The following is a 25,624-nucleotide window of genomic DNA, read 5'->3' on the forward strand; positions in this document are numbered from 1 at the left end:
TTTCCTTGCGACCCGCTTTTCGTTCGTCATTCCTGCGCAGGCAGGAATCCGGTGTCTTCGGGCTCGATGGATCGAAGGCGCGGGATCCCGGCTCTCGCCGGAATGGCGGGCAAGGAGCGGCCTTCAGCCCGGGCCGGTCGCGCCCAGCCGCCCGTGCTCGATGAACCACAGGCCGGCGAACAGCTTCGGATCGACCGAGTAGCCCTCGGCGGCGCGGGCGAACAGCCAGGCGCCGGCTTCGCGCCGCGGCACCTCGTGCACGATGATGTCCTCGCTCTCGTCGCCGCCGCCCGGGCCGACCTTGACCAGGTCCCAGGCGCGCACGAAGGCCATCATCTCGGTGCTCATGCCCGATGACGACGGGCCTTCGTGGATGAATTCCACCCGGGCGCAGCGGTAGCCGGTTTCCTCCTCCAGCTCGCGCTGCGCGGCGAGCAGGGCGGTTTCGTCGTGCTGCCCGGCGAGGTCGCCGACCAGGCCGGCCGGCATCTCGATGGTGTTCTGCAGGATCGACACGCGGTACTGCTCGACGAACAGCACCTTGTCCTCCGGCGTCACCGCCAGGATGATCACCGCCCCGCCGGGGTTGTTGCGCTCGGCGTACTCCCAGCGGCCGCGCTTGCGCAGGCTCAGCCAGCGGCCCTCGTAGAGGGTCTCGACCGGGGCGGCGGCGTCGGCGGGGATGCGGGAATCGGGCGGGTTCATGGCGGTCCGGGCAGGTTGCGGCAAGGCCCTCATGGTGCCGTGCCCTTCGTGTCGTCCACAACCTCGCCGGCGGCGGCCCCGGCGTGGCCGGGCGGCAGCTCCGGCTTCACGCGCACCGCCCAGACCACCCCGCCCACCAGCAGCGCGATGCCGAGCAACGTCTGCGGCGCCGGCACCTGGCCGCGCAGCGCGAAGGCGTAGCCCAGCGCCGCCAGCGTCTCGAACACGATCAACTGCCCGGCCAGCGCCGTCGGCATGCGCTGGCTGGCCTCGTTCCAGCAGACCGTGCCCAGCCAGGAGGCGAACAGGCCGATCGCCGCCATCAGGCCGACGAAGAACCACGGGCGCGGGCCCAGCGGCATCGGGAAGTGCCGGCCGGCGGCGGCCATGCCGCCCCACAGCAGCGCGTAGCCGGCCAGCGCCAACGGCAGGGTCGCGATGCCCTGGGCGGTGGCCCAGGCGCGCGGGCTGCGGCCGGGATGGTGGCGCAGCCAGTCGGCGTTGCGCAGCGGATACCAGGTCCAGCAGGCCACCGCCACGCAGGCCAGCAGGGCGCCGGAGGCGTAGCGCGCGAGGTCGGCGTGCGCATCGTGGCGCAGCGCCGCCAGTTCCACCCGGTTCACGCAGGCGATGCCCGCCGCGATCAGGGCCAGCGAGGGCGCCAGGCGCCGCCACGGCAGGCGGCCGTCGCGGCGCGCGTTGCGCAGGTTGGCCGCGATCGCAATCACCACCGGCAGGGTGCCGATGATCATCGTCGGCAGCGGCCCGCCCGCGCGCTGGATCGCGCTGGCCAGGCAGAGGTAGTACAGCAGGTTGCCGATCGCGGCGAGCTTGAGCGCCTCCAGCCAGTCGGCGCGGCGCAACTGGCGCAGCGCGCCCCGGTTGAGCCAGGCCAGCGGCAGCGCGATCAGGCCGAAGGCGAGGTAGCGCCCCACCGACTGCAGCGCGGCGGGGTATTCGGGCAGCAGCAGCGGGCCGATGAAGACCAGGCCCCACATCAGGCCGGCCGCGAGCGCATAGAGGGTTCCGATCCACATCGGCCTAGCGTGGACGTTCGCGCGCGGGCCGTCTTGTCGCAGATTGCGGTGCGTGTCAGCGCCGCAACTGCCGTTGGTAGCGCGCCGGGGTCACGCCGTAGCGGCGCGCGAAGGCGCGGGTGAGATGCGCCTGGTCGGCAAGGCCCGCCGCCGCCGCCACCTGCGCCGGCGCCTCGCCGGCGGCGAGCCGCCGCTTGGCCTCGGACAGCCGCACCGCCATCAGCATCTGCTGCGGCGTCACGCCGTACTGGCGGCGGAACTGGCGCAGGAAATGGAACGGGCTGAGGCCGGCGGTGGCCGCCAGTTGCTCCAGCGTGAGCCGGTCCGCCAGGTGCGCATGCAGGTAGTCCAGCGTGGGAGCGAAGCGCGCGGCCCGCCCGTCCGCCGCCGGCCGAGGCACCCGCGCGTGCGGGCGGAAGCCGGCCAGCAGTTCGGCCAGCAGGCAGTCGAAGGCCAGCGGCTCGTCGGTGTGCCACAGCGCATCCAGCAGGGCGGCGGTGCGCTGCGCCGCGGCCGTGTCGGCGCTCACCGCCTCGCCGAACCACCAGCCGGGCTCGCCGGTGATCGCCGCCGCGGCCGCCGGATCGATGTAGAGCATGCGGTAGCGCCAGCCGCCCGCGGTCTCAGCGCGCCCGGTGTGCGGCTCGCCCGGGTCCATCGTCACCAGCGAGCCGGGCGGCGCCAGGTGGTCGGCGCCGCGGTAGCGGAAGCGCTCCACGCCCGACTCGATCGCGCCCAGGCCGAAACCGTCGTGCATGTGCGGCTCGAACGCATGCCGCACGATGTGCGCGCGGTACAGCTCCACGCCGGCGCGATGCGCCGGGTGGCGGAACTCCGCGCTGTCGCGCGCGTGCTCGAAGTGGGCGGGGACGCCTTGCATGGCGGCCATCCTACACGCGGCCGACCTTTGGCACTGGCGCGGGTCCACGGCGGCCGGCACGGTGGGCCTCGCCCCACAGTCATGCGGCCCTTTTGCGGCCGCTTCCCCGACGATGCAGGAGCCAGCGATGCGACGTGCTTTCGGCTTATTGGCGTGTTTTTCCCTGGCCCTGGCGGCGCCCGGCTGGCTGGCCGCGCAGGCGCGCGCGCCGCAACGGCAGTCGTTCGACCTGCAGGTGCCGAACCCGCCGACGCCGGCCAGGGTCGCCGGCAGCACGCAACTGGCCTACGAGCTGTATCTCGACAACTTCGCTGCGGAACCGCTGACGTTGCGCCGCATCGCGGTGCTGGACGCCGGTTCCGGCGCCGAGCTGGGCGCGTTGCAGGGCGAGGCGCTGCGCACGGCGGTCGGCCGGCCCGACCGGCCAGCCGCCACGGCCGACCGCCTCGTGGTGCCGCCGGGCGTGCGCGTGGTGGCCTACCTCGCGCCCATCGTGGCGGCGGCGCCGCACGCGCTGCGCCAGCGCGTCGACTACGTCGCCGCCGACGGCTCGCCGCATACGGTGGAGGGCGGCACGGTCGAGCCGCGCCGGCCGTCCGGCGCCATGCTGGGCCCGCCCCTGCGCGGCGGCCCCTGGGCGGCGGTGTACGGGCCGGATTGGGAGCGCGGCCATCGCCGCGTGCTCTACGCGGTGGGCGGCGCGGTGCACGTGCCCGGCCGGTTCGCGATCGACTGGATCAAGCTGGACGACCAAGGCCATTACGCGCACGGCGACCCGTCGCGGCCGGCCGACTGGTACGGCTACGGCGCCGAGGTGCTGGCGGTGGCCGACGCCACCGTCGCCGCGGCGGTGGACGACATGGCCGAGCCGGCGACGGTCGCGGCCGGCCGCAAGGTGCCGCCGGAGCAGGCCAGCGGCAACTATGTCGCGCTCGATCTCGGCGACGGCCGCTACGCCTTCTACGAACACCTGCAGCCGGGCAGCCTGCGGGTGAAGTCCGGCCAGCGCGTGCGGTGCGGCCAGGTCATCGCGCGGCTGGGCTACACCGGCGAATCCACCGGCCCCCACCTGCACTTCCACGTGGCCGACGCGGCCGCGCCGCTGGATGCCGAGGGGCTGCCCTACGGCCTGGAACGGTTCCGCCTGCTCGGCGGCTACGCCTCCATCGAGGCCTTCGGCAAGGAACCGTGGACGCCGGCGCCGGGCGGCAAGGCGACGACGCGCCAAGGCGAACTGCCCGCGCCGCTGGCGGTAGTGGATTTTTCCGACGGCGGGCGTTGATTGCGTGGCTGGGAAATCACCAGGCAGCTCGATATTCCTCGAGCTACTCCTGAAAGATGACTCAGGTGGTGTGGACTATTGAGCGCTGCCCGCGTGCGAAGAAACGCTGCTTGCCTCCACGGCGGTATCCTCGAGTACCTTCAAGGATCGACCATCCGGAGTGAGCCAGCTCTGGGGACCGCTACGGGACGTTCCAGCGACCAGCACAGCGGCATAACTGGAAGAACTCATCAGGACGTCTTCCATGAGCAGGTAATGATCGTCTCTGTCTTTCAGTCGCCCATCGGCAACCAGTTGCTCTTTCATCTTCACGATTTTTCGGTTGGCGCTGTCGCTGTCTGTCTTCGATGCCATGGAGCCTTTCTTCAGGACAAAGCCTTCGTCGGTCTGCATGCCATGGGCTAGCAAGTGATGGACTTTGAAGGTCAGCTCCAGTTCTTGCCCGGAGCTTGGCGTGCTCGTTGCGTCGTTGCGCGCGCCCGTCGCTGGAACGGCCTTCGGTTGGATCAGCGGCTCGAGTATCGGATAGCCCAGCGTTCCCAGCACCAGTCGAATGTCTTCGACGAGTTCGTCCATGGCTTCGCGTTCGGCGCGCGGCAGGCTCGAGGGGGTCGGCGTATTGCTGTTCTCCAGCTCGTAGCGATCCGCTGCCTTTGCCAGGCTCTCGAAGCGGGACTCCAAATACTTGATATGCGACTTGGTCAGGTTTTCGTCCTTGCTGGTGAATATGACCGCGTCGTTCCAGAAGTCTTTCTTTCGATCGTGCGTCAGCAGGCGTTCCGCGACGTTTTCGGATTCGCCGATGTATGCAAGGGGTTTGGAATCACCCAGTCGTGCCTCGAACAGGAAGTAAACACCGGGTTTGCTGGTCTCGGTCCAGCCTTTTAGTTCGTCAAGACGGGTTCTGGGGCAGGCGAGGGTGTGTCCCGTACGGTTGACGATCTCGGCATGGCGTATGCCGGTTACGGTGGCATCGGGGAGAAATATCCGTACAGACTTTCCGTAAGGCATGGCATTCCCTATGGGCCGATTTCGACTGGGTCTCGATATTCCGAGGATACACGTGGAGGCTTCAAGCGCGTGGTAGTGAGCGATTGAGAGAAGCCCAGCAAGCGGGAGCTGTGCGACTTTGGCGGCGACGTGTGCGATGTGCGAATCGCGGCGTTGACGAATGGGTGTCCCTGGAATGTCGGGCAGCTCACGAAGCTATTCCAGCAAGGCCCGCATCCGCGAGCGCGTCAGCGGGCCGAAGCGCAGCTTCGCGCACAGTTCGTCCAGGTGCGCCTCGTCGCCGCGCTGGCGGCGCAGGGCGTCGGTGCCGGGCGACACGGGGGCGTCGAGGGCGATGCGGGTGAGCCGGCGGTAGAGCAGGGCCGCCTCGGCGTGCTCGCGCAGCTTCTGCGCACAGGCGGCGGCGCCGCGCAGGCGCAGGAAGGCGACTTCGTCGATCCGTTCGAGCAGGGCGTCGAGGCTGCCGAAGTGGGCGAGCAGGGCGGCGGCGGTCTTCGCGCCGATGCCGGGCACGCCGGGGATGTTGTCGACCGCGTCGCCGCAAAGGGCGAGGTAGTCGGCGACCTGGTGCGGATGCACGCCGAGCTTCTCGTGCACGCCGGCCGGTCCCCAGCGCAGGTTGCGCGCGTAGTCCCATTGCTCGTCGTGTTCGCCCAGCAACTGGCCGAAGTCCTTGTCGGCGGACACGATCACGCTGGGCAGGCCGTGCCCGCGCAGGTTCCACAGGGCGCTGCCGATCAGGTCGTCGGCCTCGTAGCTGTGGTCGATCAGCACGCTGACGCCGAGCGCCTCGGTGATCGCGCGGCACAGCACGAACTGGCGCTCCAGCTCCGGCGGCGGCAGCTCGCGGTTGGCCTTGTAGGCCGGATAGATCGCGTTGCGGAACGAACTGGTCAGCGAGGCGTCGAACGCCACCGCGACGTGCGCGGGCCGCGCCTTCTCCAGCAGCTCGCACAGGAAGCGGGCGAAGCCGTGCACCGCGTTGACCGGGTGGCCGTCGGCGTCGAGGAATTCGTCCGGCATCGAATGCCAGGCGCGGAACACGTAGAGGCTGCCGTCGACCAGGTGGGCCGGCAGGCGGTCGTCGGGAAAGCCCTCCGCGTTCATGGCGACCATGCCGTGAGCAGGTCGCCAAGCGCGGGGCGGTCGCGGTCGGGGATGTCGACCTGCGGCGTGCCGATGTGCACGAAGCCGATCACCTGCTCGTGCGCGGCCAGGCCGAGCAGGACGGCGGCCTCGGCGTCGTAGGCGGCCCAGCCGGTCAGCCACTGCGCGCCGTAGCCCAGCGCGTAGGCGCCGAGCAGCAGGTTGTGCGCGACGCAGCCGGCGCTGAGCTGCTGCTCGATTGGCGGCACCTTGCTGTGCGCGTCGATGCAGGCCACCACCACGATCACCAGCGGCGCGAAGGTGTAACGCAGGCGCTCCTTCTCGCGCTTGGACTCGGGCAGGTCCGGGTCGCGCCGGATCGCGCGCTCGGCCAGGCGCTCGCCGAAGCGCAGCTTCGCGGCGCCACGCAGCTCGATCAGGCGGAACGGCACCAGCTTGCCGTGGTCGGGCACGCGGATGGCGGCCTCGAGCAGGGCTTGCAGTTCGGCCCCGGAAGGCGCCGGTTCGCCGAGCTGGCGCGAGGGGGCCGAATGGCGTTGCTGGAGCAAGGCGAGCGGGTGGGCGGGGGAAGCGGGCATGGCGTGGCCGGAGCGATCAAAGCCTCGATGGTAGCGCGACCGCTCCGTGCGCCGCCCGCCTCAGGCGCGCGCCGGCAGCCGGAAGGCGCCCGGCAGCAGGCCGTCGACGGTGGTGCGCTGGACGTCGCCGGCGAGGTTGCCGAGCAGCACCGGCATCGCCGGGTCGCACAGTTCGGCCATCACCTGGCGGCAGGCGCCGCAGGGGCTGATCGGACCGGAGGTGTCGCCGGTCACGGCCAGGGCCGCGAAATCGCCGGGCTTGCAGCCGGCCGCGACGGCGGCGAACAGCGCGGTGCGTTCGGCGCAGTTGCACAGGCCGTAGGCCGCGTTTTCCACGTTGCAGCCGCCGAATCGGCGGCCGTCGCGGGTCTGCACGGCGGCGCCCACGCGGAAGTGCGAGTACGGCGCATAAGCGGATTCGCGCGCTTCGCGCGCCAGGGCCAGCAGGGAGTCGAAAGCATGTTCGGTCATCGGGTACTCCAGTGAGCCCCATCGACCGGCCTTGCCGTGCGGCGGCCGTCGGCGGGCCAGTCTAGCGCGTGCGGCCGGGCCGCGTCGAAGCGGCGGCCCGCTTCGGCTAGGATGCGGGAATCACTTTGCCGGGGGTGCACGATGCCGATCACCGTGAGCGCGTTGCGTGAGACTGCCAGCGGCGAACGCCGCGTCGCGATCACGCCGGAAGCGGCCAAAAAGCTGCAGGCCAAGGGCGTGCGCGTGCTGCTGGAGCACGGCGCCGGCGCGGCGGCGGGCTTCCCCGACGCGAGCTATGCGGGGGTGGAATTCGCCGATGCCACGCAGGTGCTGGCGCAGACCGACCTGCTCGCCTGCGTGCTGCCGCCGGACGACGCGGTGTACCCGCAGTTGCGCGAGGGCAGCGTGGTGGTCGGGCAACTGCGGCCCTACGGCGCGGCCTCGCGCATCGCCGAGCTGGGCCGGCGTCGGCTCACCGCGTTCGCTCTGGAACTGCTGCCGCGCACCACCCGCGCGCAGGCGATGGACGTGCTCAGCTCGCAGGCGGCGGTGGCCGGCTACCGCGCGATGCTGATCGCGGCCGAGGCGGCGCCGAAGTTCTTCCCGATGCTGACCACCGCGGCGGGCACGATCCGGCCGTCGCGGGTGCTGGTGATCGGCGCCGGCGTGGCCGGACTGCAGGCGATCGCCACCGCGCGGCGGCTCGGCGCGCAGACCGAGGGCTACGACGTGCGCCCGGAAACACGCGAGCAGGTCGAGTCGCTGGGCGCGAAGTTCCTGGAGCTGGGCGTCAGCGCCGCCGGCAGCGGCGGCTACGCACGCGAGCTATCGGCGGAGGAACGCGCCGCGCAGCAGCAGGCGCTGGCCGAGCACCTGAAGCAGGTGGACGTGATCGTCACCACCGCCGCGGTGCCGGGACGGCCCGCGCCGAAGATCCTCAGCGCGTCCATGGTGGCCGGGATGAAGCCCGGCGCCCTGATCGTGGACCTGGCCGCCGAGGGCGGCGGCAACTGCGAGCTGACCCGTCCCGGCGAGCGGGTGGAACTGGAGGGGGTGACCGTCCTGGGGCCGCTGAACCTGCCGGCCGGCGCACCGCTGCACGCGTCGGAGATGTATGCGCGCAACGTATACAACTTCGTCGAGCTGCTGTTGCGCGACGGCGCCCTGCATCCCGATTTCGACGACGAGCTGGTAGCCAAGAGCTGCCTGAGCCACGCCGGCGAGACGCGCTTCAGCGCCTGAAGCCCCGGCGGTGGCGCGCCGCGCCGGGCGTCAGCCGCCCGGCGGGGGCGGCGGCGGGCGGTGCGCATCCGGTTCCGGCGGCAGGCCGCGCAGGCGCTGTTCGATGCTCATGGCGCGCCATTCGCGGATCAGCCGTTCCCGCTGCTCGGGCGGCATCTGCTGGAATCGCTCAAAGGCGGCATGCAGCCGCTCCCGCTGCGCCGGGGGCAATCGCTGGAACTTGCGCCGGTTCTCGCGGGCCTGCTCGCGCTGCTCCGGGGTCATCTGCTGCCAGCGCGCGATGCGCTCGCGGATCTCCTCGCGCCGCGGCGGCGGCAGGGTGACCCAGCGCTGTGCCTTCTCCAGCAGGTGCGCCTGCCTGCGCGGCGGCATGCCGTCCCACTCGTCGCGCAGCGGCGCCAGCACATCCTGCTGGGCCGGGTCGAGGCTGCGCCATGCGCGCGGCGGCGGTGGCGGTGTGTCGTCGGCATGCCAATGCGCCGGCGGCGGCGTCTGCGCGCATGCCGGCGCGGCCGCGAGGCCGGTGCAGGCGGCGAACAACACGAACAGGGTGGTGCGTAGCGTGCTCATGGCTGTCAGTGCATGGCCTTGGGCGTGCTGTCGTTCGCCGCCAGCCAGCCGTAGAAGTCAAGGTTCTGGTAGAGGTTCGGGTCGGTGCTGTCGGCATCCGGCGGCACGTCGTTGTCGTCGCCGGCCGGCAGCGCGACGGAAGCGGCGTGCGGCGGCACGGTATCGCCCCGGTGCAGCGGTTGCCAGACCATCAGCGTGGCCAGCGCGATCACCGCGAACGCGCCGGCCGGCAGCAGCAGGCGGCCGGCGCGCGGCGCCGCCTTCGGCGCCTCCAGCGCGGTGCGGCGCGCGGCGCGCAGGCGGCCGGCAGTGGCTGGGTCGAGCCGGCGGGCGGCTTCGAGGTAAAGCCCGCGGGCCCGTTTCTCGAGCGGGTCGCCGGGCCGGTTTTCGAGCGGGTTCATCGCCAGTTCTCCAGTTGGTCGCGCAGCCGGTGCATCGCGCGCGACAGATGGGTTTTCACGCTGCCTTCCGAGCAGCCCATGGCCTGGGCGGTCTCGGCCACGTCCAGGCCCTCCAGCACGCGCAGCATGAAGGCTTCGCGCTGGCGTTGCGGCAGTTGCCGCACCGCCGCCGCCAGGTCGGCATAGGACTGGCCGTCCTGCAGCCGGTCGAGCGGGCCGGGACCCTGGTCGGCCGGCTCCCACGCCGGCAGTTCGTCGCCGTCGTCGTCGCGCCCGCCGCCGAGCCAGCCGACCACGATCGAGCGCACCTTGCGGCGGCGCTGCAGGTCGACGATGCGCCGGCGCAGGATGCCCCAGAACAGCGGCGTCCATTCCTGCGCGGGCTTGTCGCGGTAGTGCCTGACCAGCCGCAGCATGGCGTCCTGCACCGCGTCCAGCGCGTCCTCCCGGTGGCCGAGCTGCAGCTCGGCCAGGCGGAACGCACGGCGTTCGACCTGGGCCAGGAAGGCGTCCAGCGTGGCGGGCACGTCGCGCGGGCTTTCCAGCGCGAGGTCGGCATCGAGCGCGGTGGCGAGGTTCATGGCGTCGGCATCGCCGGGCGGTTCATGCGGCGGCTCCATCGGATCGTCTCCCGTGTTCAACGCGGCAGGCTCGCACGCGTTGACGCGCGACCGTATGATGCGGCAACGACGGCATCCTGGCGGGGAAGGATCATGATCGACGGGTTTCTTGCACTGTACATCTTCATGCTGGCCGCATTCACCGGTTACGAGATCATCGCGCGGGTGCCGGTGATCCTGCACACCCCGCTGATGTCCGGTTCCAATTTCATTCACGGCATCGTGCTGGTGGGCGCGATGATAGCGCTGGGCCATGCGCAGACGCCGGTGGAGATCGCCATCGGCTTCCTCGGCGTGCTGCTGGGCGCGGGCAACGCCGCCGGCGGCTACGTGGTGACCGAACGGATGCTGGAGATGTTCAAGTCCAGCAAGCCCGGCGCCGGCAAGGGGACGCATTGATGAGCTGGCTGCCCACCGCGATCAAGGCGTGCTACTTCCTCGCCGCGCTGCTGTTCATCCTGGGCCTGAAGCGCATGAGCTCGCCGCGTACCGCGCGCGGCGGCATCGTGTGGGCCGGCTACGGCATGCTGCTGGCGGTGGCGGCCACGCTGTTCCTGCCCGGCATGCACAACCGCGGGCTGATCCTCGCCGCCGTGCTGATCGGCGTGGCGGCCGCGTGGTGGTCGGGCCGGCGCGTGGCGATGACCGCGATGCCGCAGATGGTGGCGCTCTACAACGGCATGGGCGGCGGCGCGGCGGCGGCGATCGGCGCGGTCGAGCTGATCGGCTATGCCGGCGCCACCATCGTCCTGCTCGACGGCGGCCGGTTCACCGCCGGCGCCGAGGCCCCGGGCGCGGCGCAACTGGCGCTGGCCGTGCTCGGCGCGCTGATCGGCGCGGTGAGCTTCTCCGGCTCGCTGATCGCCTTCGCCAAGCTCCAGGGCTGGCTGGACCGGCGCTTCGTGTTCGCCGGGCAGCGCGCGGTGAACATGCTGGTGCTGGCGGCTGCGGTGCTGTGCGGCATCGTGCTGGCCTGCGGCCACCTGTCGGTTCCGCTGGTGGTGCTGTTCTTCGCGCTGGCGCTGGCGTTCGGCCTGATGATGACGCTGCCGATCGGCGGCGCCGACATGCCGGTGGTGATCTCGCTGTACAACGCCTTCACCGGGCTGGCGGTGGCCTTCGAGGGCTTCGTGCTGCAGAACGAGGCGATGATCATCGCCGGTACCGTGGTGGGCGCGGCGGGCACGCTGCTGACCCAGTTGATGGCCAAGGCGATGAACCGCTCGATCGGCAACGTGCTGTTCGGCAGTTTCGGCGCGGCGGCCGGAGGTGCGGCGCAGGAAATCGGCGGCAGCCAGAAGCCGATCGAGGCCTCCGACGCGGCGGTGATGATGGCCTATGCCGAGCGAGTGGTGATCGTGCCGGGCTACGGCATGGCGGTGGCGCAGGCGCAGCACAAGGTATGGGAATTCGCCAGGCTGCTGATGGAGCGCGGGGTGAAGGTGAAGTTCGCGATCCACCCGGTGGCCGGCCGCATGCCGGGCCACATGAACGTGCTGCTGGCCGAGGCCGGCGTGCCGTACGACCTGATCGCCGACATGGACGACATCAACCCCGAGTTCCCGACCACCGACGTGGCCCTGGTGATCGGCGCCAACGACGTGGTCAACCCGCTGGCCAAGACCGACCCGGCCTCGCCGATCTACGGCATGCCGATCCTCGACGTGGCGGCGGCGAAGCAGGTGATCGTGGTCAAGCGCGGCAAGGGCACCGGCTTCGCCGGCATCGAGAACGCGCTGTTCTATGCCGACAACGCGCGCATGCTGTACGGCGACGGCCAGGCGGCGGCGGGCGAGCTGGTGGCTGCGCTGAAGACGCTGGACGGTTGAGCTTCGAGCGGCCCCGATCCGGTTGAGCTGCTTCAGCGCGGCGTCGTGCGGCGCACGGGCCGGTTGCCCGGTCGCCGCCACGCCGTAAAGGCGGCGACCAGCGCACCGGCGACGGACCACCCGGCGGCGGCCGGCGACAGCGCCATCCGCGCCAGTTGCAGCAGCATGCCCGGGCCGGCCTGGCGCATCGCGTCGACCAGCCCCAGCCCCATCGCGCCGGCCACCCGCGCGGCCGCCAGCAGTACGCCCAGGTAGGCCGCGGCCAGCAGGGTGGCGAGGGCCGCCAGCACCGCGGCGCCCGCGCCCGGGGAGCGCACCCAGTTGCGCACGGCCAGCGCCAGCAGCCATCCCGCCGGCACCGCGAGCCACGGCAGCGGGCGCTGCAGGAACAGCGTCGGCAGCATCCATACCGCGCCTGCGGCGAGTCCCAGCATGGCGGCGCTGAACGCGGCGAACAGCGGCGCGAAGAGGCGGCGCACGATCAGCATCGGGCCGGTGCGGACGACAGGATGGCGGACATGCGGTTCCCCTGCGGCAAACGCGCATGATAACGCGGCCGCCGGCCGCGACGGCTGCGCCGGATCATGGCCGCGCCGGCGCAGGCCCCCCACAATCGCCGCCGGCGCGCTTGAGAACCGGCCTCTGCAACCCGATCTCTGGCGGCAGGCGGGCTTCCGGCCGGCATAATAGTCAGTTCGGCGCGGCGCCCCGCCGCGCTTCCGTTACGAGATCGGCAGGATCGGCATGAGTGGCTTCAGTCTGAGCAGCGAACCCTTCACCCTCGAGCGCGACTGCCCGGCAGTCATGGTGCCGCAGGGCGAGAGCGTGACCTTGCCGGCCGGGCAGATCGGCTACATCACCCAGGCGCTGGGCGGCAGCTTCACGGTCTACGTGGAGGGCAACCTGTTCCGCATCGCCGGCGACGACGCCGACGCGCTGGGCAAGGAGCCGCCGCCGCCGATCGAGCTGCCGGCCGACGCCAGCGATGCCGATGTCGAGCAACTGGTGTGGCAGCAACTGCGCACGGTGTTCGATCCGGAGATCCCGATCAACGTGGTGGAGCTGGGCCTGGTCTACGACGTAAGCCTGGAGGCGGACGGCGAGAGCAGGCGCAAGGTCTACGTGAAGCTGACCCTCACCGCCCCCGGCTGCGGCATGGGCGACATCCTGGTGGACGACGTGCGCACCAAGCTGGAGCTGATCCCCACCGTGGTCGAAGCCGACGTCGATCTGGTGTTCGATCCGCCCTGGAGCCACGCCATGATGTCCGACGCCGCCAAGCTGGAAACCGGCATGCTCTGAGCGCCGCCCGCTCCCTGGCCGCCACGGAACGCCGCGCTCTTGCGCGGCGTTTTTGCGTGAGTTTCGGAAAGGCCCGGTGATCTGCCGGGAGGATCGCAGGAAATTGCGTATTTCACATTTGCGTGGCAGTAGCGTGTCAGGGGTCACGCAAATTGGAAATTTTCACCCTTGCTGCCGGCTGGGCACCCGCCTATCGTCAATGAATCCGTTGGCGGGGAGGTTGACGGATGACCCTGTGGCGGTACGGAAATTCTTGCCGTGCCGCTCTGCAATGAAGCGTCCAGCGCGTTGCCCTTACATGGAGGAGTACGGGGGGAGGTAGCGGTAGGGCGCTCTCGGGGTTGCTAGACAGCTAACGAAATGTGGGCCGTGTCCGCACGGCGTTTTCATGCATGGGGCCACGTGGCCGCATCAGGCCCGTTCGTCCTAAAAAAAATGTCTAGGAGTTCAAAATGCCAAGCAGTTTTCGTCTGAAAGTCCTGGTGGCCGCCATCGGCATGGCGACCGCTTCGGTGGCCACGGCCGCGACCACGCAGAGCCTGCGCGCGCAGAACCTGGGCGCGGTGCCGGTGGCCAACCTGGCCGCGCATCTCAACCTGGGGCCGGAGATGTCGCTGGTCGCGCGCAGCTCGACGCCGCTGGCCCAGGGCCGCACGGTGGTGCGCCAGCAGCAGATGTACCGCGGCGTGCCGGTGTACGGCCGCAGCATCGCGGTGGTGCAGGATGCCCAGGGCAACGCGCTGCGCGCCACGGGCAACCTGATGCAGATCGCCGGCAACCAGGTGGCGCCGTTCTCGGTGACGCCGAAGCTGACCCCGGCGGCGGCCATCTCGGCGCTCAAGAGCCACGCGCATACCGTGCTGGTGGGCGGCGCCACGATCAGCAACCAGAAGACCGACCTGTTCGTGCTGCCGCAGGACAACGGCTCGCCGCGCCTGATCTACCGCACCTCGTACTTCGTCGGCGGCAGCCATCCGAGCCGCCCGACCGCGATCATCGACGCCAACACCGGCGAAGTGATCCGCAGCTGGGAGGGCCTGACCCACGCCGACGCGACCGGCCCTGGCGGCAACCAGAAGACCGGCAAGTACATCTACGGCACCGACTACGCCGCGCTGAACGTCACCCAGTCGGGCAGCACCTGCAAGCTGCAGAACACCAACGTGGTGACCTACAACCTCAACCACGGCACCAGCGGCGGCTCGATCGTCAGCTTCACCTGCCCGAACAGCGACACCGACGCGATCAACGGCGCCTATTCACCGGTGAACGACGCGCACCACTTCGGCGGCGTCGTGCACGACATGTACCAGGCCTACACCGGCGCGCCGCCGCTGAACATGCAGCTGCGCATGAACGTGCACTACAGCAGCAACTACGAGAACGCGTTCTGGAACGGCTCGTCGATGAACTTCGGCGACGGCGCCAACANCGTTCTACCCGCTGGTGTCGCTGGACGTGACCAGCCACGAGATCAGCCACGGNTTACACCGAGCAGAACTCGAACCTGGAATACAGCGGCCAGTCGGGCGGCATGAACGAGGCGTACTCGGACATCGCCGGCGAGGCTGCCGAGTTCTACGACCGCGGCGCGGCCGACTTCCTGGTCGGCGCGGACATCGTCAAGGCCAGCGCCGGCATCGGCGACGCGTTGCGCTACATGTGCAACCCGCCGCAGGACGGCGGTTCGATCGACAACGCGGCCGACTACAACTCCGGCCTCGATGTGCATTACTCCAGCGGCGTGTACAACAAGGCGTTCTGCCTGCTGGCCAAGACCAGCGGCTGGGACGTGAAGAAGGCCTTCCAGGCTTTCGCGCTGGCCAACAAGAGCTACTGGAACGCCAACAGCGACTTCAACGACGGCGCCTGCGGCGTGGAGTCGGCGGCCGAGGACCTGGGCTACAACAAGAGCGACGTCGTCACGGCCTTCACCGGCGTGGGCGTCACCTGCCCGGGCACCGGCGGCGGTGGCGGCACGGCCACGGAGCTGCAGAACAACGTTGGCGTGAGCGGTGTGTCGGGTGCCTCCGGCGCGGACAACGACTACTTCATCACGGTGCCGGCCGGCGCCAGCAACCTGGTGATGTCGATCTCCGGCGGCAGCGGCGATGCCGACCTGTACACCAAGTTCGGCAGCGCGCCGACCACCAGCAGCTACGACTGCCGCCCCTACAAGAGCGGCAACTCGGAGAGCTGCACCGTGGCCTCGCCGCAGGCCGGCAAGTACTACATCAAGGTGCACGGCTACTCGGCGTACTCCGGCGTCACGGTGAAGGCGTCGTACAGCACCGGCGGCGGTGGCGGCGGCACCAGCGACTCGGTGAACCTGCCGACCGTGACCACGGGCAACTGGTCGCCCGCCTACACCGAAACGGTGCAGGCCGGTCACACGGCGACCTTTGCGATCACCGGCGGCACCGGCGACGCGGACCTGTACGTGCGCGCCGGCTCGGCACCGACCACCAGTGCCTATAGCTGCCGTCCGTACCTGACCGGCAACAACGAGAGCTGCACCTTCACCCCGACGACGACCACCACCTACTACATCAAGGTGCGTGCGTACCAGACGTTCTCCGGTGTGACGCTGACGGAAGAGATGAACTAAGAGTCAGCCCAGGGCCGCGCGGCCGCACCTCGTTTTCGGGCGTGCCGCTGCGGGCCACCTGGTAAAGGCCAGCGGGCGCAGGACAGGGAAGTCCTCGCCGTACGCTTGCCGGCATGCGGCCGCTTCAGCGGCGGCATGGACGGCAGGGTAGGGAAACCCAGGGCCCGACCGGAAACGGTCGGGCCTTTTTTTGTCGATGCGGCATGGCTTCTCCGTTGCGGGTTGGCATGCTGGAAGCCGCCGGCGGTCCGCATGGATTCCCTGCGGTTGGTGCATTGCCGGCGTGCGGAGAGGCCGTAACCGGATCGAGAACCGTCGACGCGAGGCGCCGCCATGCGTGGCAGCAGTCCTACACCGCCGGCCCGCGCCGGACATCGTGCGATGCGACTGCGTTGCAGAGGCCGGACGATGGCTCCAACGCCGCCGGCCATCAAGGCGGGCGCATGGGATTGCGAGTCGGGGCAATTAATTGCGAATCATGGAATTTCATTCGACGGTTAATCGGACGATTAATTGAATGGCGCTTTTTCTTGCGGCAAAAATCCATTATTCGAAATATTTTCCATCCGCGCCGAGTTAATCGATTTATTGAATATTCCGATGCTGTGACGGAAAGCACTCCAGGGAATTAATTTCCTATTGACGGGTGTTATGACCGAACCTAATGTCGCCGGGTCCTGAGACGGGGAGGTTGAAGGATGGTTCCGCCATGGCGCCGCCGGAAGCGAGCGGCGCTGCCCGTCGGGCGCAGGCGTTTGGTGCCCGGAAGGACGGCATGGGGAGGGCATTGCCCGGCGGGCTGCGGAATCGCGCATTAGGCAGGCAATAACGGAGCCGCACACGTTGCGGCAATCAGTCATGGGGCTCAACGGCCGCATCGGGCCCGTTCGTCCCGAAAATAATCGGAGTTCAAAAATGCCAAGCAATATTCGCCTGAAACTGCTGGTCGCCGCGATCGGAATGGCGGTGGCCGCGTCGGCCAATGCGGCATCCGCCGGTACGTCGCTGGTGACCCTGGCCCAGGCCCCGGCTTTCAAGAAAGGCGACGTGGTCACCGGCGCAGTGCCCTATGCGCAGCCGATGCATGTCGAGGTGGCGCTGAAGCTGCGCAACAAGCCGCAGCTTCAGAGCTTCCTGGAGACGGCCCGTTCGCCGAGCCTGCTGGTGACCCGGCGCAGCATGACGCCGCAGCAGTTCCTGGCCGATCACGCCCCGACGCAGGACCAGGCCGATGCGGTGGCCGCCTACCTGCGCAAGGCCGGCTTCACCCATGTCGAGATCGCGCCCAACCGCATGCTGGTTTCCGCGGACGGCCAGGCCGACGTCGTCCAGGCCGCCTTCGATACCCAGTTCGCCCAGGTCACCACCGCCAAGGGCCGGCACGGCTTCATGAACACGTCCGCCGTGCGCATCCCGGCTGCCCTGCAGGGCAGCGTGCTGTCGGTGATCGGCCTGCAGAACGTGCACGTGCCGCACATCCTCGTCCAGTACCGGCGCAACGCCCTGCAGCCGCAGGCGGTCACCGGGCACAACCCGACCGAGTTCGCGGCGATCTACGGCGGCGCCGGCGCGACCACCGGCGCGGGCGTCAAGGTCGGCATCATCACCCAGGGCTCGCTGGCCCAGACCGTCACCGACCTCAACACCTTCACCTCGAACAACGGCCTGACCACGGTAAGCACCACCACGGTCAACACCAACGGAACCAGCAGCGACACCAGCGGCGTCGGCGAGTGGAACCTGGACAGCCAGGACATCGTCGGCATGGCCGGCGGCCAGGTCGGCGGGCTGGTCTTCTACAACATTCCCACGCTGTCGAACGCCAACCTCACCGCCGACATCAACAAGGCGGTGTCGGACAACCAGGTCAAGATCATCAACGTGTCGCTGGGCGAGTGCGAGACCGACGCGCAGGGCGACGGCTCGGCGGCCGCGCAGGACCAGGCCTTCCAGCAGGCGGTGGCGCAGGGCCAGACCTTCTCGATCTCCACCGGCGACGACGGTGCGGACGAGTGCGGCAACGGCGGCACCACGCCGAGCTGGCCGGCGGCCTCGCAGTACGTGATCGCGGTGGCCGGCACCCTGCTCAACGCCTCGACCACGACCTGGAGCAGCGAGACGGTGTGGAACGAGCTGAGCAAGGGCGAGGGCGCCACCGGCGGCAGCGAGAGCACCTTCGAGCCGAAGCCGAGCTGGCAGACGCTGTGGACGGGCAGCCATCGCGGCGTCGCCGACGTGGCGTTCGACGGCGACCCGGAATCGGGTTCCAAGGTGATCGTGAACGGCGGCATCCAGCAGATCGGCGGCACCAGCCTGGCCGCGCCGCTGTTCTCCGGTTTCTGGGCGCGCGTGATCGCCGCCAAGGGCACCGGCGTCGGCTTCGCCGGCCCGTTGATCTACCAGTTGCCGGCGTCCGACTTCCACGACGTGACCTCGGGCAACAACGGCGGCGAGTCGGCTGCCGCCGGCTATGACCTGGCCAGCGGCCGCGGCAGCATCATCATGGCCAGCGCCCTCAACGACCTCGGCGGCGGTGGTGGCACCAACGTGCCGCCGGTGGCCGGCTTCGGCGACACGATCAGCGGCCTCACGGTGAACTTCACCGACAGCTCCACCGACAGCGACGGCACGATCGCCTCGCGCGCGTGGAACTTCGGCGACGGCGGCACCTCGACCGCGACCAACCCGAGCCACACCTATGCCGCCGCGGGCACCTACAGCGTGTCGCTGACGGTGACCGACAACCAGGGCGCGACCAACACCAAGACGCAGTCGGTAACGGTTTCCGGCGGCGGCAGCGGCGGCGGCCTGCAGAACGGCGTGCCGGTGACCGGCCAGTCCGGAGCGCAGGGCCAGCAACTGGCCTACACCGTCACCGTGCCGGCCGGCGCCAGCAACCTGGTGATCTCGACGTCCGGCGGCACCGGCGATGCCGACCTCTACACCAGGTTCGGCTCCGCGCCGACCCTGTCCAGCTACGACTGCCGCCCCTACGTCACCGGCAACAATGAATCGTGCACGGTGGCCTCGCCGCAGGCCGGTACCTACTACGTGATGCTGAACGGCTATTCGGCCTTCTCCGGCGTCACCGTGAAGGCGAGCTGGAGCACCGGCGGTGGCGGTGGCAACGTGCTGCAGAACGGCGTGCCGGTGACCGGGCTGTCCGCGTCGACGGGCGGCTCCAAGAGCTACACGATGACGGTACCGGCGGGCGCCAGCAACCTGAAGTTCGCGATCTCCGGCGGCAGCGGCGATGCCGACCTGTACGTGAAGTTCGGCTCGGCCCCGACCACCAGCAGCTACGACTGCCGTCCGTACAAGACCGGCAACAACGAGAGCTGCTCGATCTCGGCGGCGCAGGCGGGCACGTACTACGTGATGGTGCGCGCCTACCAGACCTATTCGGGCGTCAGCCTGAAGGGCAGCTACACGCCGTAAGCGGGACCTGCCAGGCGCAACATCGGCCCGGCGCAACGACGACTCCCGGCCCGCGAGGGCCGGGAGTCTTCCGTGCAGGATCAGGCCTGCTCGAAACGGTTCGCGTCGCGGTTCTTGCGCACCCTGGCCGGGTCCCACACGCGGCCGTTCATGGTGATGTAGACGCCGTCGGGCAGGGTCTGCACGGCGGCCACGGCGCAGCCGATGTTGAACACCGCGTCGGAACCCTGGAAGCGCGCCGGGTTCAGCGCGCCGGTCAGCACGATCACCTTGCCCGGGAGACCGGCCAGCACCTTGGCGGTTTCCACCATGGTGTCGGTACCGTGGGTGACCAGCACGTGGCGGTGCGGCTGCGCCTCGATGGTGGAGCGGATCAGTGCGCGGTCCTCGTCGGTGACGTGCAGGCTGTCCTTGCGCAGGATCGGGATCACGTCGAACTGGAACGCCACGCCGAGCTGGCCGAGGATGTCGCCGATCTGCGGCGCGCCGATCTTGTAGTCCGACTTGTCGTCGAAGTAGATCTTGTCGATGGTGCCGCCGGTGGTGACGATGGTCAGGTGCTGCATGGTCGGGAGCCGGGTCGTGGACATGAAAGGCGCTAGTCTAACGCCGCGCCGTGCACGACCGGAACCGAACGGCCTGCGCCGCCGTCCGGCGCGCGCTCATCGTTCGAGATCCCATTGCCGGCAGCAGCGGTCGATGGCGCGCGCGGACGCGAGCCGCAGCTTCGGCAGCCGGAGCTTGTGGTAGAGCTCCGCGTAGCGCCTGCGGTTTCCCGGCGTGACGATGGCGATGTGGTGGAGCATGCCCCACTTGAGGCTGTCGCGCCCGCCTTCCAGTCCGCCCGCCCGGGTCCGCTCGAACAGGCAGCGCCTCGCGTAGCGGAACAGGCTGAGCGGCGTGGCGATGTCCAGCAGGATGATGCCGGTGGCCCGCCCGAAGCGCTGCGGCATGCAGCGGGAATAGTTCCCGTCCATGACCCAGGCGTCGCCCAGGATGGCCTCGTCGTGCAGGGCCGCGAACTCGTGCGGCGGGCGCGGTTCCCAGTCCGTGCCGGGCAGGTGGTGGAGCCGGTCGAGGTGGATCGCCTGCAGCCCGCGCTTGCGCGCGATCGCGTCGGCCAGGGTCGACTTGCCGCTGTTGGACGGGCCCAGGATGCAGATGCGCTTTCCCAGTTCCGCCAGTTGCATGGGCTTCAACCGAGCAGCAGCGCGGTGTCGTCCGCAGCGGGCGATACCAGCCGGTCCAGCCCGTGGCCGACGAAGCGCCGCAGCGCGGCGGCCGGGCGGCGGTCGCCGCGTGCGCCGGCCCAGGTCGCCTGGCGTGCGAGCAGGGCCGCAGCGGCGCAGCGCGCCAGCGTGAAGGCGAGGCCGCGCGCGCCGGCCTCCAGCATGTCGCGTGCGGCGCCGTGGCGATCGAGCCAGCGCGCGGCGGCGTCCAGCGCCTGCCGGATGGTGTCGGACGCCGCGGCGTCGTCGCCGCCTTCGAGCCAGCCCTCGCTGGCGGTGCGCAGCGCCGCGAGGCCGTCGCCGGCCAGGGCGCGCAGGCTGTCCAGCGACAGCACGTTGGTGGTGCCTTCCCAGATCGCGTACACCTGCGCGTCGCGCAGCAGTTGCGGCAGGCCGGTGTCCTCGATGTAGCCGGCGCCGCCGAAGCATTCCAGCGCCTCCGAGCACAGCTTCACCGCCAGCTTGCCGGTCCACAGCTTGGCCAGCGGGGTGAGCAGGCGCAGCAGCGCGGCTTCGTGCGCCGCCGCGTCGCCCTGTTCGACGCGGCCGAGCAGGTGCGCCACCTCGAAGGCCAGTGCGAACGCGCCCTCGAACTCGGCCTGCATGTCGGCCAGGGTGTGCGCGTGCAGCGGCAGCTCGACCAGCGGGCGGCCGAACGCCGAGCGCCGCGTCGCGTAGTCGCGCGCCAGCGAGATCGCCCGCGCCATGCTGGCGACCGCGCACACCGCGTTCCAGGTGCGGGTGACGTTGAGCATCGGCGCCACCTGCCGCACGCCGTTGGCCAGCTCGCCCAGCGGCCAGGCGGGCAGGCCGTGGAGGTGGATCTCGGCGGTGGGCAGCTCGTGCGTGCCCAGCTTGTCCTTGAGCCGGTCGATGACCAGCTCCGGCCGGCGCCGCGCGCCGTCCATGGTTTCCACGTAGAACAGCGCGAGCGCGCCCGTGCCGGGGCCGGCGCCTTCGGGGCGGGCCAGGCCCAGCGCCGCCTCGCCGACCACCGCCGAGCTGAACCACTTGCGGCCGTACAGGCGCCACTGGCCCGCCGCGTCCTGGCGCGCCGCGGTCTCGGTGCGGCCGACGTCGGAGCCGCCGGCGTTCTCGGTCATCCATTGCCCGCTCAGCCAGAACGTGGCGGCGTCGCGGCTGAGCAGGCGCGGCAGCGCGCGCTCCATCAGCATCCGGTTGCCCGATGCCTTCAGCGCGGTGGCGGCGCCGTCGGTCATCGCCAGCGGGCAGGTATAGAACTCGCTGGCGACGTGGTAGAGGTAGACGCGGGCGAATTCCTCCAGCCGCGCGTGCTCGCCGGCCTCGTGGCCCGAGGCGAGCACAGCGTGCGCGGTGGCGATGCGCGGGCCTTCCTGCCAAGCCTCGGTCAGCTCGATCCGGTCGACCCGGTTGCCCCAGGCGTCCCATTGGGTGAGCACGGGCTTGCGGCGGGTGGTGCGGCCGGCGCGCTGCCACGCGGCCTGCGCGTAGTCGCCCAGCGCCTGCAGGTCGGGATCGAGCGCGCCGCGCCGCGCCGGGGGCAGGGCGCGTTCCAGCATCGCGTGCAGCACGCGGTCGTCGCGGTACGGATGGGCGAGCTGGGGCGGGTCTTGCGCGAATCCCATGGTCGGCTCCCGGCGGATCGGAGGCTTCGAGTATAGGCGCGCCCACTATTGCGCCGATGTCGGCCCGGCAGCGCGTCCGCGCCCGTGCCCGATGCGGCGGTCCGACCTAGTGCACGTAGTTGATCGCGATGGCCGGCGTGACCGAGGACGGCGTGCGATGGCCGCCGAAGATCACCCGCGTGCCCAGCAGCACGCCGACGTTCGGCGTCCAGCTGTATTCGACGGCGGGCGCGATCCCGTAGGCGTCGCTGCGGCCCGACTCCATGCGCAGGTCGTGCGGCAGGCCGGCCCGGGCCCGGCCGGTCACCCGGGTGGAGCCGTTGCGGTTGTAGAGGAAGTCCATGGCGAGCACCCAGCGGCGGGTGAGGCTGTATTCCACCGACGCGTCGATGCCGTAGGCGTTGCCGGGGCGGGCGCTGCCGCGAAAGCCGTCATCGGTGCCGTACACGCTCGCGCCGCGCACGCGGGCGCGGCCGGAGCGCGAGGCCGACAGGTTGAGGCGCAGCCGCAGGATGCGGCCGTTGGGCATCCACAGGTAGGTCTGCGCGTTGAAGCCCAGGGTGGTGCCGTAGGCGCCGCTGCCCATGCCGTCGGCGGGCCGGACGAGGCGGTCGTAATGCCCGGTGGGCAGGGTTTCCTGCAGCATGACGGCGGTGGTCGGCAGCCAGCCATCCTCCTGGAATTCGGTGAGCCGGTACTGGGCCTGCACGGTGAAGTCGCCCATGCCCGCGCCGCGGCTGCCGGGCGCGCCGTCGGGCCGGTTGTAGCCGAACACCGGGATGACGCCGACGGTGAGGCGCTCGGCCAGCCCGTACAGCAGGTAGGTGCGGGAGCCGAAGCCGTCGGCGTGGGCGCTGCGGACGTCGTAGAGGTAGGGCTCCGCGAGGAAGTGCCCGGGCGGCAGCGTTTCCGCGGAGTTGGCCATCATCGGGCCGGTCCACCAGGCGTCGTCCCGGCTTTGCCGGTACGTATCGGCAGCGGCCGCATCGGCGACGGCCGGCAACGCGAGGGCGGGCAGCGGCGCGCATCCCAGCAGGGCGGCCAGGGCAAGCGAGGCCGGGTGCGGAAAGGGGCGGTCGGTCGGGTGGCGATGGGCTTTCACGGTCGGCCTCGTGGCTGGTGCGGGCCTCACGCTAGTGCCCGGTGCGGTTGGCGGAAATAGCCACTTCGATGTGATCTGATAGGACCACTTCGGCGCCATCCGGATCATGCGATGACACGTGCCCCCGCCAGTTTCGTGCCGCCGGTCGCGATCGATCCGGACGGCGGCGTGCCGATATACCGGCAATTGTCCGACTGGTTCCGCCGCGCCATCCTGGACGGCCACCTGCGGCCGGGCCAGCGCGTGCCTTCCACCCGCAGCCTGGCCGGCGAGCTGGGCATCTCGCGCATCTCCGTGCTGAGCGCCTACGACCAGTTGCTGGCCGAGGGCTACCTGGAGAGCTTCGCCGGCTCCGGCACCCGCGTCGCGCAGGCGATACCGAGCGATGCGTGGGCCGTGCCCGGCGGCGGACGTCGCAGCGCCCCGCCGGACCGGGGCGTGCCACGGCGCATCGCGGGGCGCGCCGCCGGCCTGCACGGCCCCGAGCAGACCTGGCTGGACAGCCAGGGCGCGTTCCGCGTGGGGCTGCCCGCGCTGGACCGGTTCCCGACCGGACGCTGGGCCCGGCTGCTGAGCCGCCACGCGCGGCAACTGGCGGTGGCGACGATGGCCTACGGCGATCCGGCCGGCCACGAGCCGTTGCGCGAGGCCATCGCGACCTACCTGGGCGCCGCCCGCGCGGTGCGCTGCGACGCGCGGCAGGTGCTGATCACCACCGGCTCGCAGCAGGCGCTGCAGATCTGCGCGCACGTGCTGCTCGACGCGGGCGAGCGCGCGTGGATGGAAGACCCGGGCTATCCCGGCGCGCACCAGGCGTTCCGTACAGCGGGCGTGCGGATGGTGCCGGTGCCGGTGGACGGCGAGGGCATCGACGTGGGCGAGGGCGTGCGCCGCGCCCGCGATGCGCGCGTGGCCTACATCTCGCCCTCGCACCAGTTCCCGCTCGGCACCACCATGAGCGCGGCGCGGCGGATGCAGTTGCTGGCCTGGGCCGCGCGCGAGGGCGCGTGGATCGTCGAGGACGACTACGACAGCGAATACCGCTTCGGCGGGCGTCCGGTGGCATCGCTGCAGGGGCTGGACGCCGGGGCGCGGGTGATCTACCTGGGCACCTTCAGCAAGGTGATGTACCCGGCGCTGCGGCTGGGCTACATGGTGGTGCCGCGCGATCTCGTGCCGGCGTTCCGCGCCGGCCGCGACGCCATCGACACGTTTTCCGCCAGCCTGCCGCAACTGGCGATGGCGGACTTCATCCGCGAGGGCCATTTCGCGCGGCACATCCGCGCCATGCGCGTGCTGTACCGCGAGCGGCGCGCGGCCCTGCTCGATGCCATCGGGCGGCAACTGGACGGACGGTTCGAGGTGGTCGGCGCGGATGCGGGCATGCAACTGGTGGGCCTGTTGCCGCCGGGCGTGGACGACGTGGCGGTGTCGCGCAAGGCCGCGCGGCGCGGCGTGTCGGCGCGTCCGTTGTCGCAGTGCTACCTGGAGCCGCCGTCGCGTGGCGGGCTGATCCTGGGCTACGGCGGCGCGACGCCGCGGCAGATCGAGGAAGGCGTGCGCCGGCTTGCCCGTTGCTTCTGACGCGGCTGCGCGGTTATGGCGCGGTACGCCTGCGCTTCACGCCCGCGCCGAGCGCGGCGATCAGCAGCAGGGTCAGCGCGATCTCGGCGAGCGCCAGCCAGCGTTCGGCGGACGAACTCCACGCCTCGGACACGCCGTGGCAGAAATAGAACAGGCTGAGGATGCCCACCCACAGCAGCGCACGGCGCAGGTCGCGGATCGCCAGCAGCGGCAGCAGCAGCGGCACCACGGTGATCGCCAGCAGCAGCCACGTCGGCATCGCCTGCGGCGGCGCCAGCCAGCCGTGCCAGGCCAGTTGCAGCGCGATCAGCGCGAACCAGGCGATCCGGCCGACGCGATAGGTGCGGGCGACCGGCGCGCTCACGGCTGCACCGCGAGCTTGAGCGCGATGCCGGCGAGCCGGCGGCCCAGCGCGCGCGCCAGTTCGCGCTCGTGCTCGCTGATCGCGTTGTCGCCGCGGGCACCGGCGACGTGGCTGGCGCCGTAGGGCGTGCCGCCGCTCTGGGTGGCGTTCAGGGCCGGCTCGGTGAAGGGCAGGCCGAGCAGCAGCATGCCGTGGTGCAGCAGCGGCAGGGCCATCGTCAGCAGCGTGGATTCCTGCCCGCCGTGCATGGTGCCGGTGGAGGTGAACACCACCGCCGGCTTGCCGGCCAGCGCGCCGCTGGCCCATTCGGCGCCGGTGCCGTCGATGAAGTGCTTCAGCGGCGCGGCCATGTTGCCGAAGCGGGTCGGGCTGCCGAGCGCGAGGCCGGCGCACTCGGCCAGGTCGGCGGTGCTCGCGTAGGGCGCGCCGTCCTCCGGCTCGGGCGGCTGCGCCCGTTCGGTCACCGGTGCCACCGGCGGCACCTGGCGCAGCCGCGCGCGCATGCCGGGCACCTCCTCGACGCCGCGCGCGATCAGCCGCGCCAGCTGGGCGGTGTGGCCGTTGCGGCTGTAGTACAGGACCAGGATGTCGTTCATGCGGCGCGGCTCGCGGTTTGGGCGGTTCAGTGCGGATCGGTTAGTGTACCGGTCGCCTCCG

The 25,624-nt window shown here is 70.7% G+C and carries 25 protein-coding genes and 2 pseudogenes; 10 read left to right on the plus strand and 17 right to left on the minus strand.

Features of this window, described 5'->3' with window-relative positions; genetic code table 11:
* Nucleotides 1–123: 123 nt before the first annotated feature.
* From ASG87_RS10970 to ASG87_RS10980, 3 genes are read right to left on the minus strand one after another with little or no spacing between them, the layout of a single operon-like run.
* A complete protein-coding gene (locus ASG87_RS10970) occupies nt 124–705 on the minus strand; it encodes an NUDIX hydrolase (protein ID WP_056004787.1) in 582 nt (193 codons plus the stop codon).
* Nucleotides 706–734: 29 nt separating this feature from the next.
* On the minus strand, nt 735–1,742 hold the full coding sequence (locus ASG87_RS10975; RefSeq protein ID WP_056004790.1) for a DMT family transporter: 1,008 nt from the start codon (nt 1,740–1,742) through the stop codon (nt 735–737).
* A 55-nt stretch (nt 1,743–1,797) separates the two neighbouring features.
* On the minus strand, nt 1,798–2,622 hold the full coding sequence (locus ASG87_RS10980; protein WP_056004875.1) for an AraC family transcriptional regulator: 825 nt from the start codon (nt 2,620–2,622) through the stop codon (nt 1,798–1,800).
* 127 nt (nt 2,623–2,749) lie between these two features.
* Between ASG87_RS10980 and ASG87_RS10985 the strand changes: the two genes are divergently transcribed.
* Nucleotides 2,750–3,904 (plus strand): M23 family metallopeptidase, encoded by a 1,155-nt coding sequence (locus tag ASG87_RS10985; protein ID WP_162258357.1) that lies wholly within the window; start codon nt 2,750–2,752, stop codon nt 3,902–3,904.
* Nucleotides 3,905–3,979: 75 nt separating this feature from the next.
* Here ASG87_RS10985 and ASG87_RS10990 read toward each other — a convergent pair whose 3' ends face one another.
* From ASG87_RS10990 to ASG87_RS11005, 4 genes are all read right to left on the minus strand, one after another.
* Entirely contained in the window at nt 3,980–4,915 is a 936-nt protein-coding gene (locus tag ASG87_RS10990; RefSeq protein WP_056004794.1) for a GIY-YIG nuclease family protein, read from the minus strand.
* A 195-nt stretch (nt 4,916–5,110) separates the two neighbouring features.
* Nucleotides 5,111–6,022 (minus strand): 5'-3' exonuclease H3TH domain-containing protein, encoded by a 912-nt coding sequence (locus ASG87_RS10995; protein WP_056004877.1) that lies wholly within the window; start codon nt 6,020–6,022, stop codon nt 5,111–5,113.
* Nucleotides 6,019–6,600: a nitroreductase gene (locus tag ASG87_RS11000; protein WP_056004796.1), complete on the minus strand. Its 582-nt coding sequence runs from the start codon at nt 6,598–6,600 to the stop codon at nt 6,019–6,021. Before ASG87_RS11000 ends, ASG87_RS10995 begins: the two co-directional genes overlap by 4 nt.
* Nucleotides 6,601–6,660: 60 nt before the next feature.
* Entirely contained in the window at nt 6,661–7,071 is a 411-nt protein-coding gene (locus ASG87_RS11005) for a cytidine deaminase (protein ID WP_056004798.1), read from the minus strand.
* A gap of 141 nt (nt 7,072–7,212) precedes the next feature.
* Here ASG87_RS11005 and ASG87_RS11010 point away from each other — a divergent pair, with 141 nt between their 5' ends.
* Nucleotides 7,213–8,313: an NAD(P) transhydrogenase subunit alpha gene (locus ASG87_RS11010; protein WP_056004800.1), complete on the plus strand. Its 1,101-nt coding sequence runs from the start codon at nt 7,213–7,215 to the stop codon at nt 8,311–8,313.
* 30 nt (nt 8,314–8,343) lie between these two features.
* Here ASG87_RS11010 and ASG87_RS11015 read toward each other — a convergent pair whose 3' ends face one another.
* From ASG87_RS11015 to ASG87_RS11025, 3 genes are read right to left on the minus strand one after another with little or no spacing between them, the layout of a single operon-like run.
* Nucleotides 8,344–8,883 carry a DUF3106 domain-containing protein gene (locus tag ASG87_RS11015; RefSeq protein ID WP_056004802.1) on the minus strand — a complete coding sequence of 180 codons (540 nt, stop codon included), beginning with the start codon at nt 8,881–8,883 and terminating at the stop codon, nt 8,344–8,346.
* A 5-nt stretch (nt 8,884–8,888) separates the two neighbouring features.
* Nucleotides 8,889–9,284, minus strand: coding sequence for a hypothetical protein (locus tag ASG87_RS11020; protein ID WP_056004804.1), 396 nt, complete (start codon nt 9,282–9,284; stop codon nt 8,889–8,891).
* A complete protein-coding gene (locus ASG87_RS11025; RefSeq protein ID WP_056004879.1) occupies nt 9,281–9,865 on the minus strand; it encodes an RNA polymerase sigma factor in 585 nt (194 codons plus the stop codon). The genes ASG87_RS11020 and ASG87_RS11025 overlap by 4 nt, the downstream gene beginning before the upstream one ends.
* Before the next feature lie 132 nt (nt 9,866–9,997).
* On the opposite strand from ASG87_RS11025, the gene ASG87_RS11030 reads away from it, so the two are divergent.
* Together ASG87_RS11030 and ASG87_RS11035 are read left to right on the plus strand one after the other, a co-directional pair.
* Nucleotides 9,998–10,303, plus strand: a complete 306-nt coding sequence (locus ASG87_RS11030; protein WP_056004806.1) for an NAD(P) transhydrogenase subunit alpha — start codon at nt 9,998–10,000, stop codon at nt 10,301–10,303.
* Nucleotides 10,303–11,733, plus strand: coding sequence for an NAD(P)(+) transhydrogenase (Re/Si-specific) subunit beta (locus tag ASG87_RS11035; RefSeq protein WP_056004807.1), 1,431 nt, complete (start codon nt 10,303–10,305; stop codon nt 11,731–11,733). The genes ASG87_RS11030 and ASG87_RS11035 overlap by 1 nt, the downstream gene beginning before the upstream one ends.
* Nucleotides 11,734–11,765: 32 nt before the next feature.
* Here the strand turns inward: ASG87_RS11035 and ASG87_RS11040 are convergent, their stop codons facing one another.
* On the minus strand, nt 11,766–12,221 hold the full coding sequence (locus ASG87_RS11040; protein ID WP_157511042.1) for a hypothetical protein: 456 nt from the start codon (nt 12,219–12,221) through the stop codon (nt 11,766–11,768).
* A 256-nt stretch (nt 12,222–12,477) separates the two neighbouring features.
* Here ASG87_RS11040 and sufT point away from each other — a divergent pair, with 256 nt between their 5' ends.
* The 5 genes and pseudogenes from sufT (at nt 12,478) to ASG87_RS11055 (ending at nt 19,081) form a co-directional block, all read left to right on the plus strand.
* A complete protein-coding gene (sufT, locus tag ASG87_RS11045; protein ID WP_056004808.1) occupies nt 12,478–13,035 on the plus strand; it encodes a putative Fe-S cluster assembly protein SufT in 558 nt (185 codons plus the stop codon).
* A 674-nt stretch (nt 13,036–13,709) separates the two neighbouring features.
* Nucleotides 13,710–14,466, plus strand: a pseudogene (locus ASG87_RS20940) (PepSY domain-containing protein); the annotation flags it as partial.
* Between the two features lie 54 nt (nt 14,467–14,520).
* Nucleotides 14,521–15,643, plus strand: a pseudogene (locus tag ASG87_RS20945) (pre-peptidase C-terminal domain-containing protein); the annotation flags it as partial.
* Between the two features lie 203 nt (nt 15,644–15,846).
* The gene (locus ASG87_RS20145; RefSeq protein ID WP_157511043.1) at nt 15,847–16,275 is read left to right on the plus strand and encodes a hypothetical protein; all 429 of its coding nucleotides are present in this window, start codon (nt 15,847–15,849) and stop codon (nt 16,273–16,275) included.
* 283 nt (nt 16,276–16,558) lie between these two features.
* A complete protein-coding gene (locus ASG87_RS11055) occupies nt 16,559–19,081 on the plus strand; it encodes a pre-peptidase C-terminal domain-containing protein (protein WP_056004809.1) in 2,523 nt (840 codons plus the stop codon).
* Between the two features lie 80 nt (nt 19,082–19,161).
* Here ASG87_RS11055 and ASG87_RS11060 read toward each other — a convergent pair whose 3' ends face one another.
* The 4 genes from ASG87_RS11060 to ASG87_RS11075 all read right to left on the minus strand — a co-directional run bounded on the left by ASG87_RS11060 (nt 19,162) and on the right by ASG87_RS11075 (nt 23,019).
* A complete protein-coding gene (locus ASG87_RS11060) occupies nt 19,162–19,647 on the minus strand; it encodes an asparaginase domain-containing protein (RefSeq protein ID WP_056004811.1) in 486 nt (161 codons plus the stop codon).
* 96 nt (nt 19,648–19,743) lie between these two features.
* Nucleotides 19,744–20,271 (minus strand): AAA family ATPase, encoded by a 528-nt coding sequence (locus ASG87_RS20950; RefSeq protein ID WP_056004813.1) that lies wholly within the window; start codon nt 20,269–20,271, stop codon nt 19,744–19,746.
* Nucleotides 20,272–20,276: 5 nt separating this feature from the next.
* Nucleotides 20,277–21,917 (minus strand): acyl-CoA dehydrogenase family protein, encoded by a 1,641-nt coding sequence (locus tag ASG87_RS11070; RefSeq protein WP_056004815.1) that lies wholly within the window; start codon nt 21,915–21,917, stop codon nt 20,277–20,279.
* 106 nt (nt 21,918–22,023) lie between these two features.
* Nucleotides 22,024–23,019, minus strand: coding sequence for a transporter (locus ASG87_RS11075; RefSeq protein WP_235499624.1), 996 nt, complete (start codon nt 23,017–23,019; stop codon nt 22,024–22,026).
* 111 nt (nt 23,020–23,130) lie between these two features.
* Between ASG87_RS11075 and ASG87_RS11080 the strand changes: the two genes are divergently transcribed.
* A complete protein-coding gene (locus ASG87_RS11080; RefSeq protein WP_056004817.1) occupies nt 23,131–24,603 on the plus strand; it encodes a PLP-dependent aminotransferase family protein in 1,473 nt (490 codons plus the stop codon).
* Between the two features lie 13 nt (nt 24,604–24,616).
* On the opposite strand, the gene ASG87_RS11085 is transcribed toward ASG87_RS11080, so the two are convergent.
* A complete protein-coding gene (locus ASG87_RS11085; protein WP_056004819.1) occupies nt 24,617–24,967 on the minus strand; it encodes a DUF2069 domain-containing protein in 351 nt (116 codons plus the stop codon).
* Nucleotides 24,964–25,563: an NAD(P)H:quinone oxidoreductase gene (gene wrbA, locus ASG87_RS11090; RefSeq protein ID WP_056004821.1), complete on the minus strand. Its 600-nt coding sequence runs from the start codon at nt 25,561–25,563 to the stop codon at nt 24,964–24,966. The genes ASG87_RS11085 and wrbA overlap by 4 nt, the downstream gene beginning before the upstream one ends.
* Between the last annotated feature and the right edge of the window lie 61 nt (nt 25,564–25,624).

The sequence above is a fragment of the Frateuria sp. Soil773 genome, from assembly GCF_001428405.1.
Lineage (GTDB): Bacteria > Pseudomonadota > Gammaproteobacteria > Xanthomonadales > Rhodanobacteraceae > LMSL01.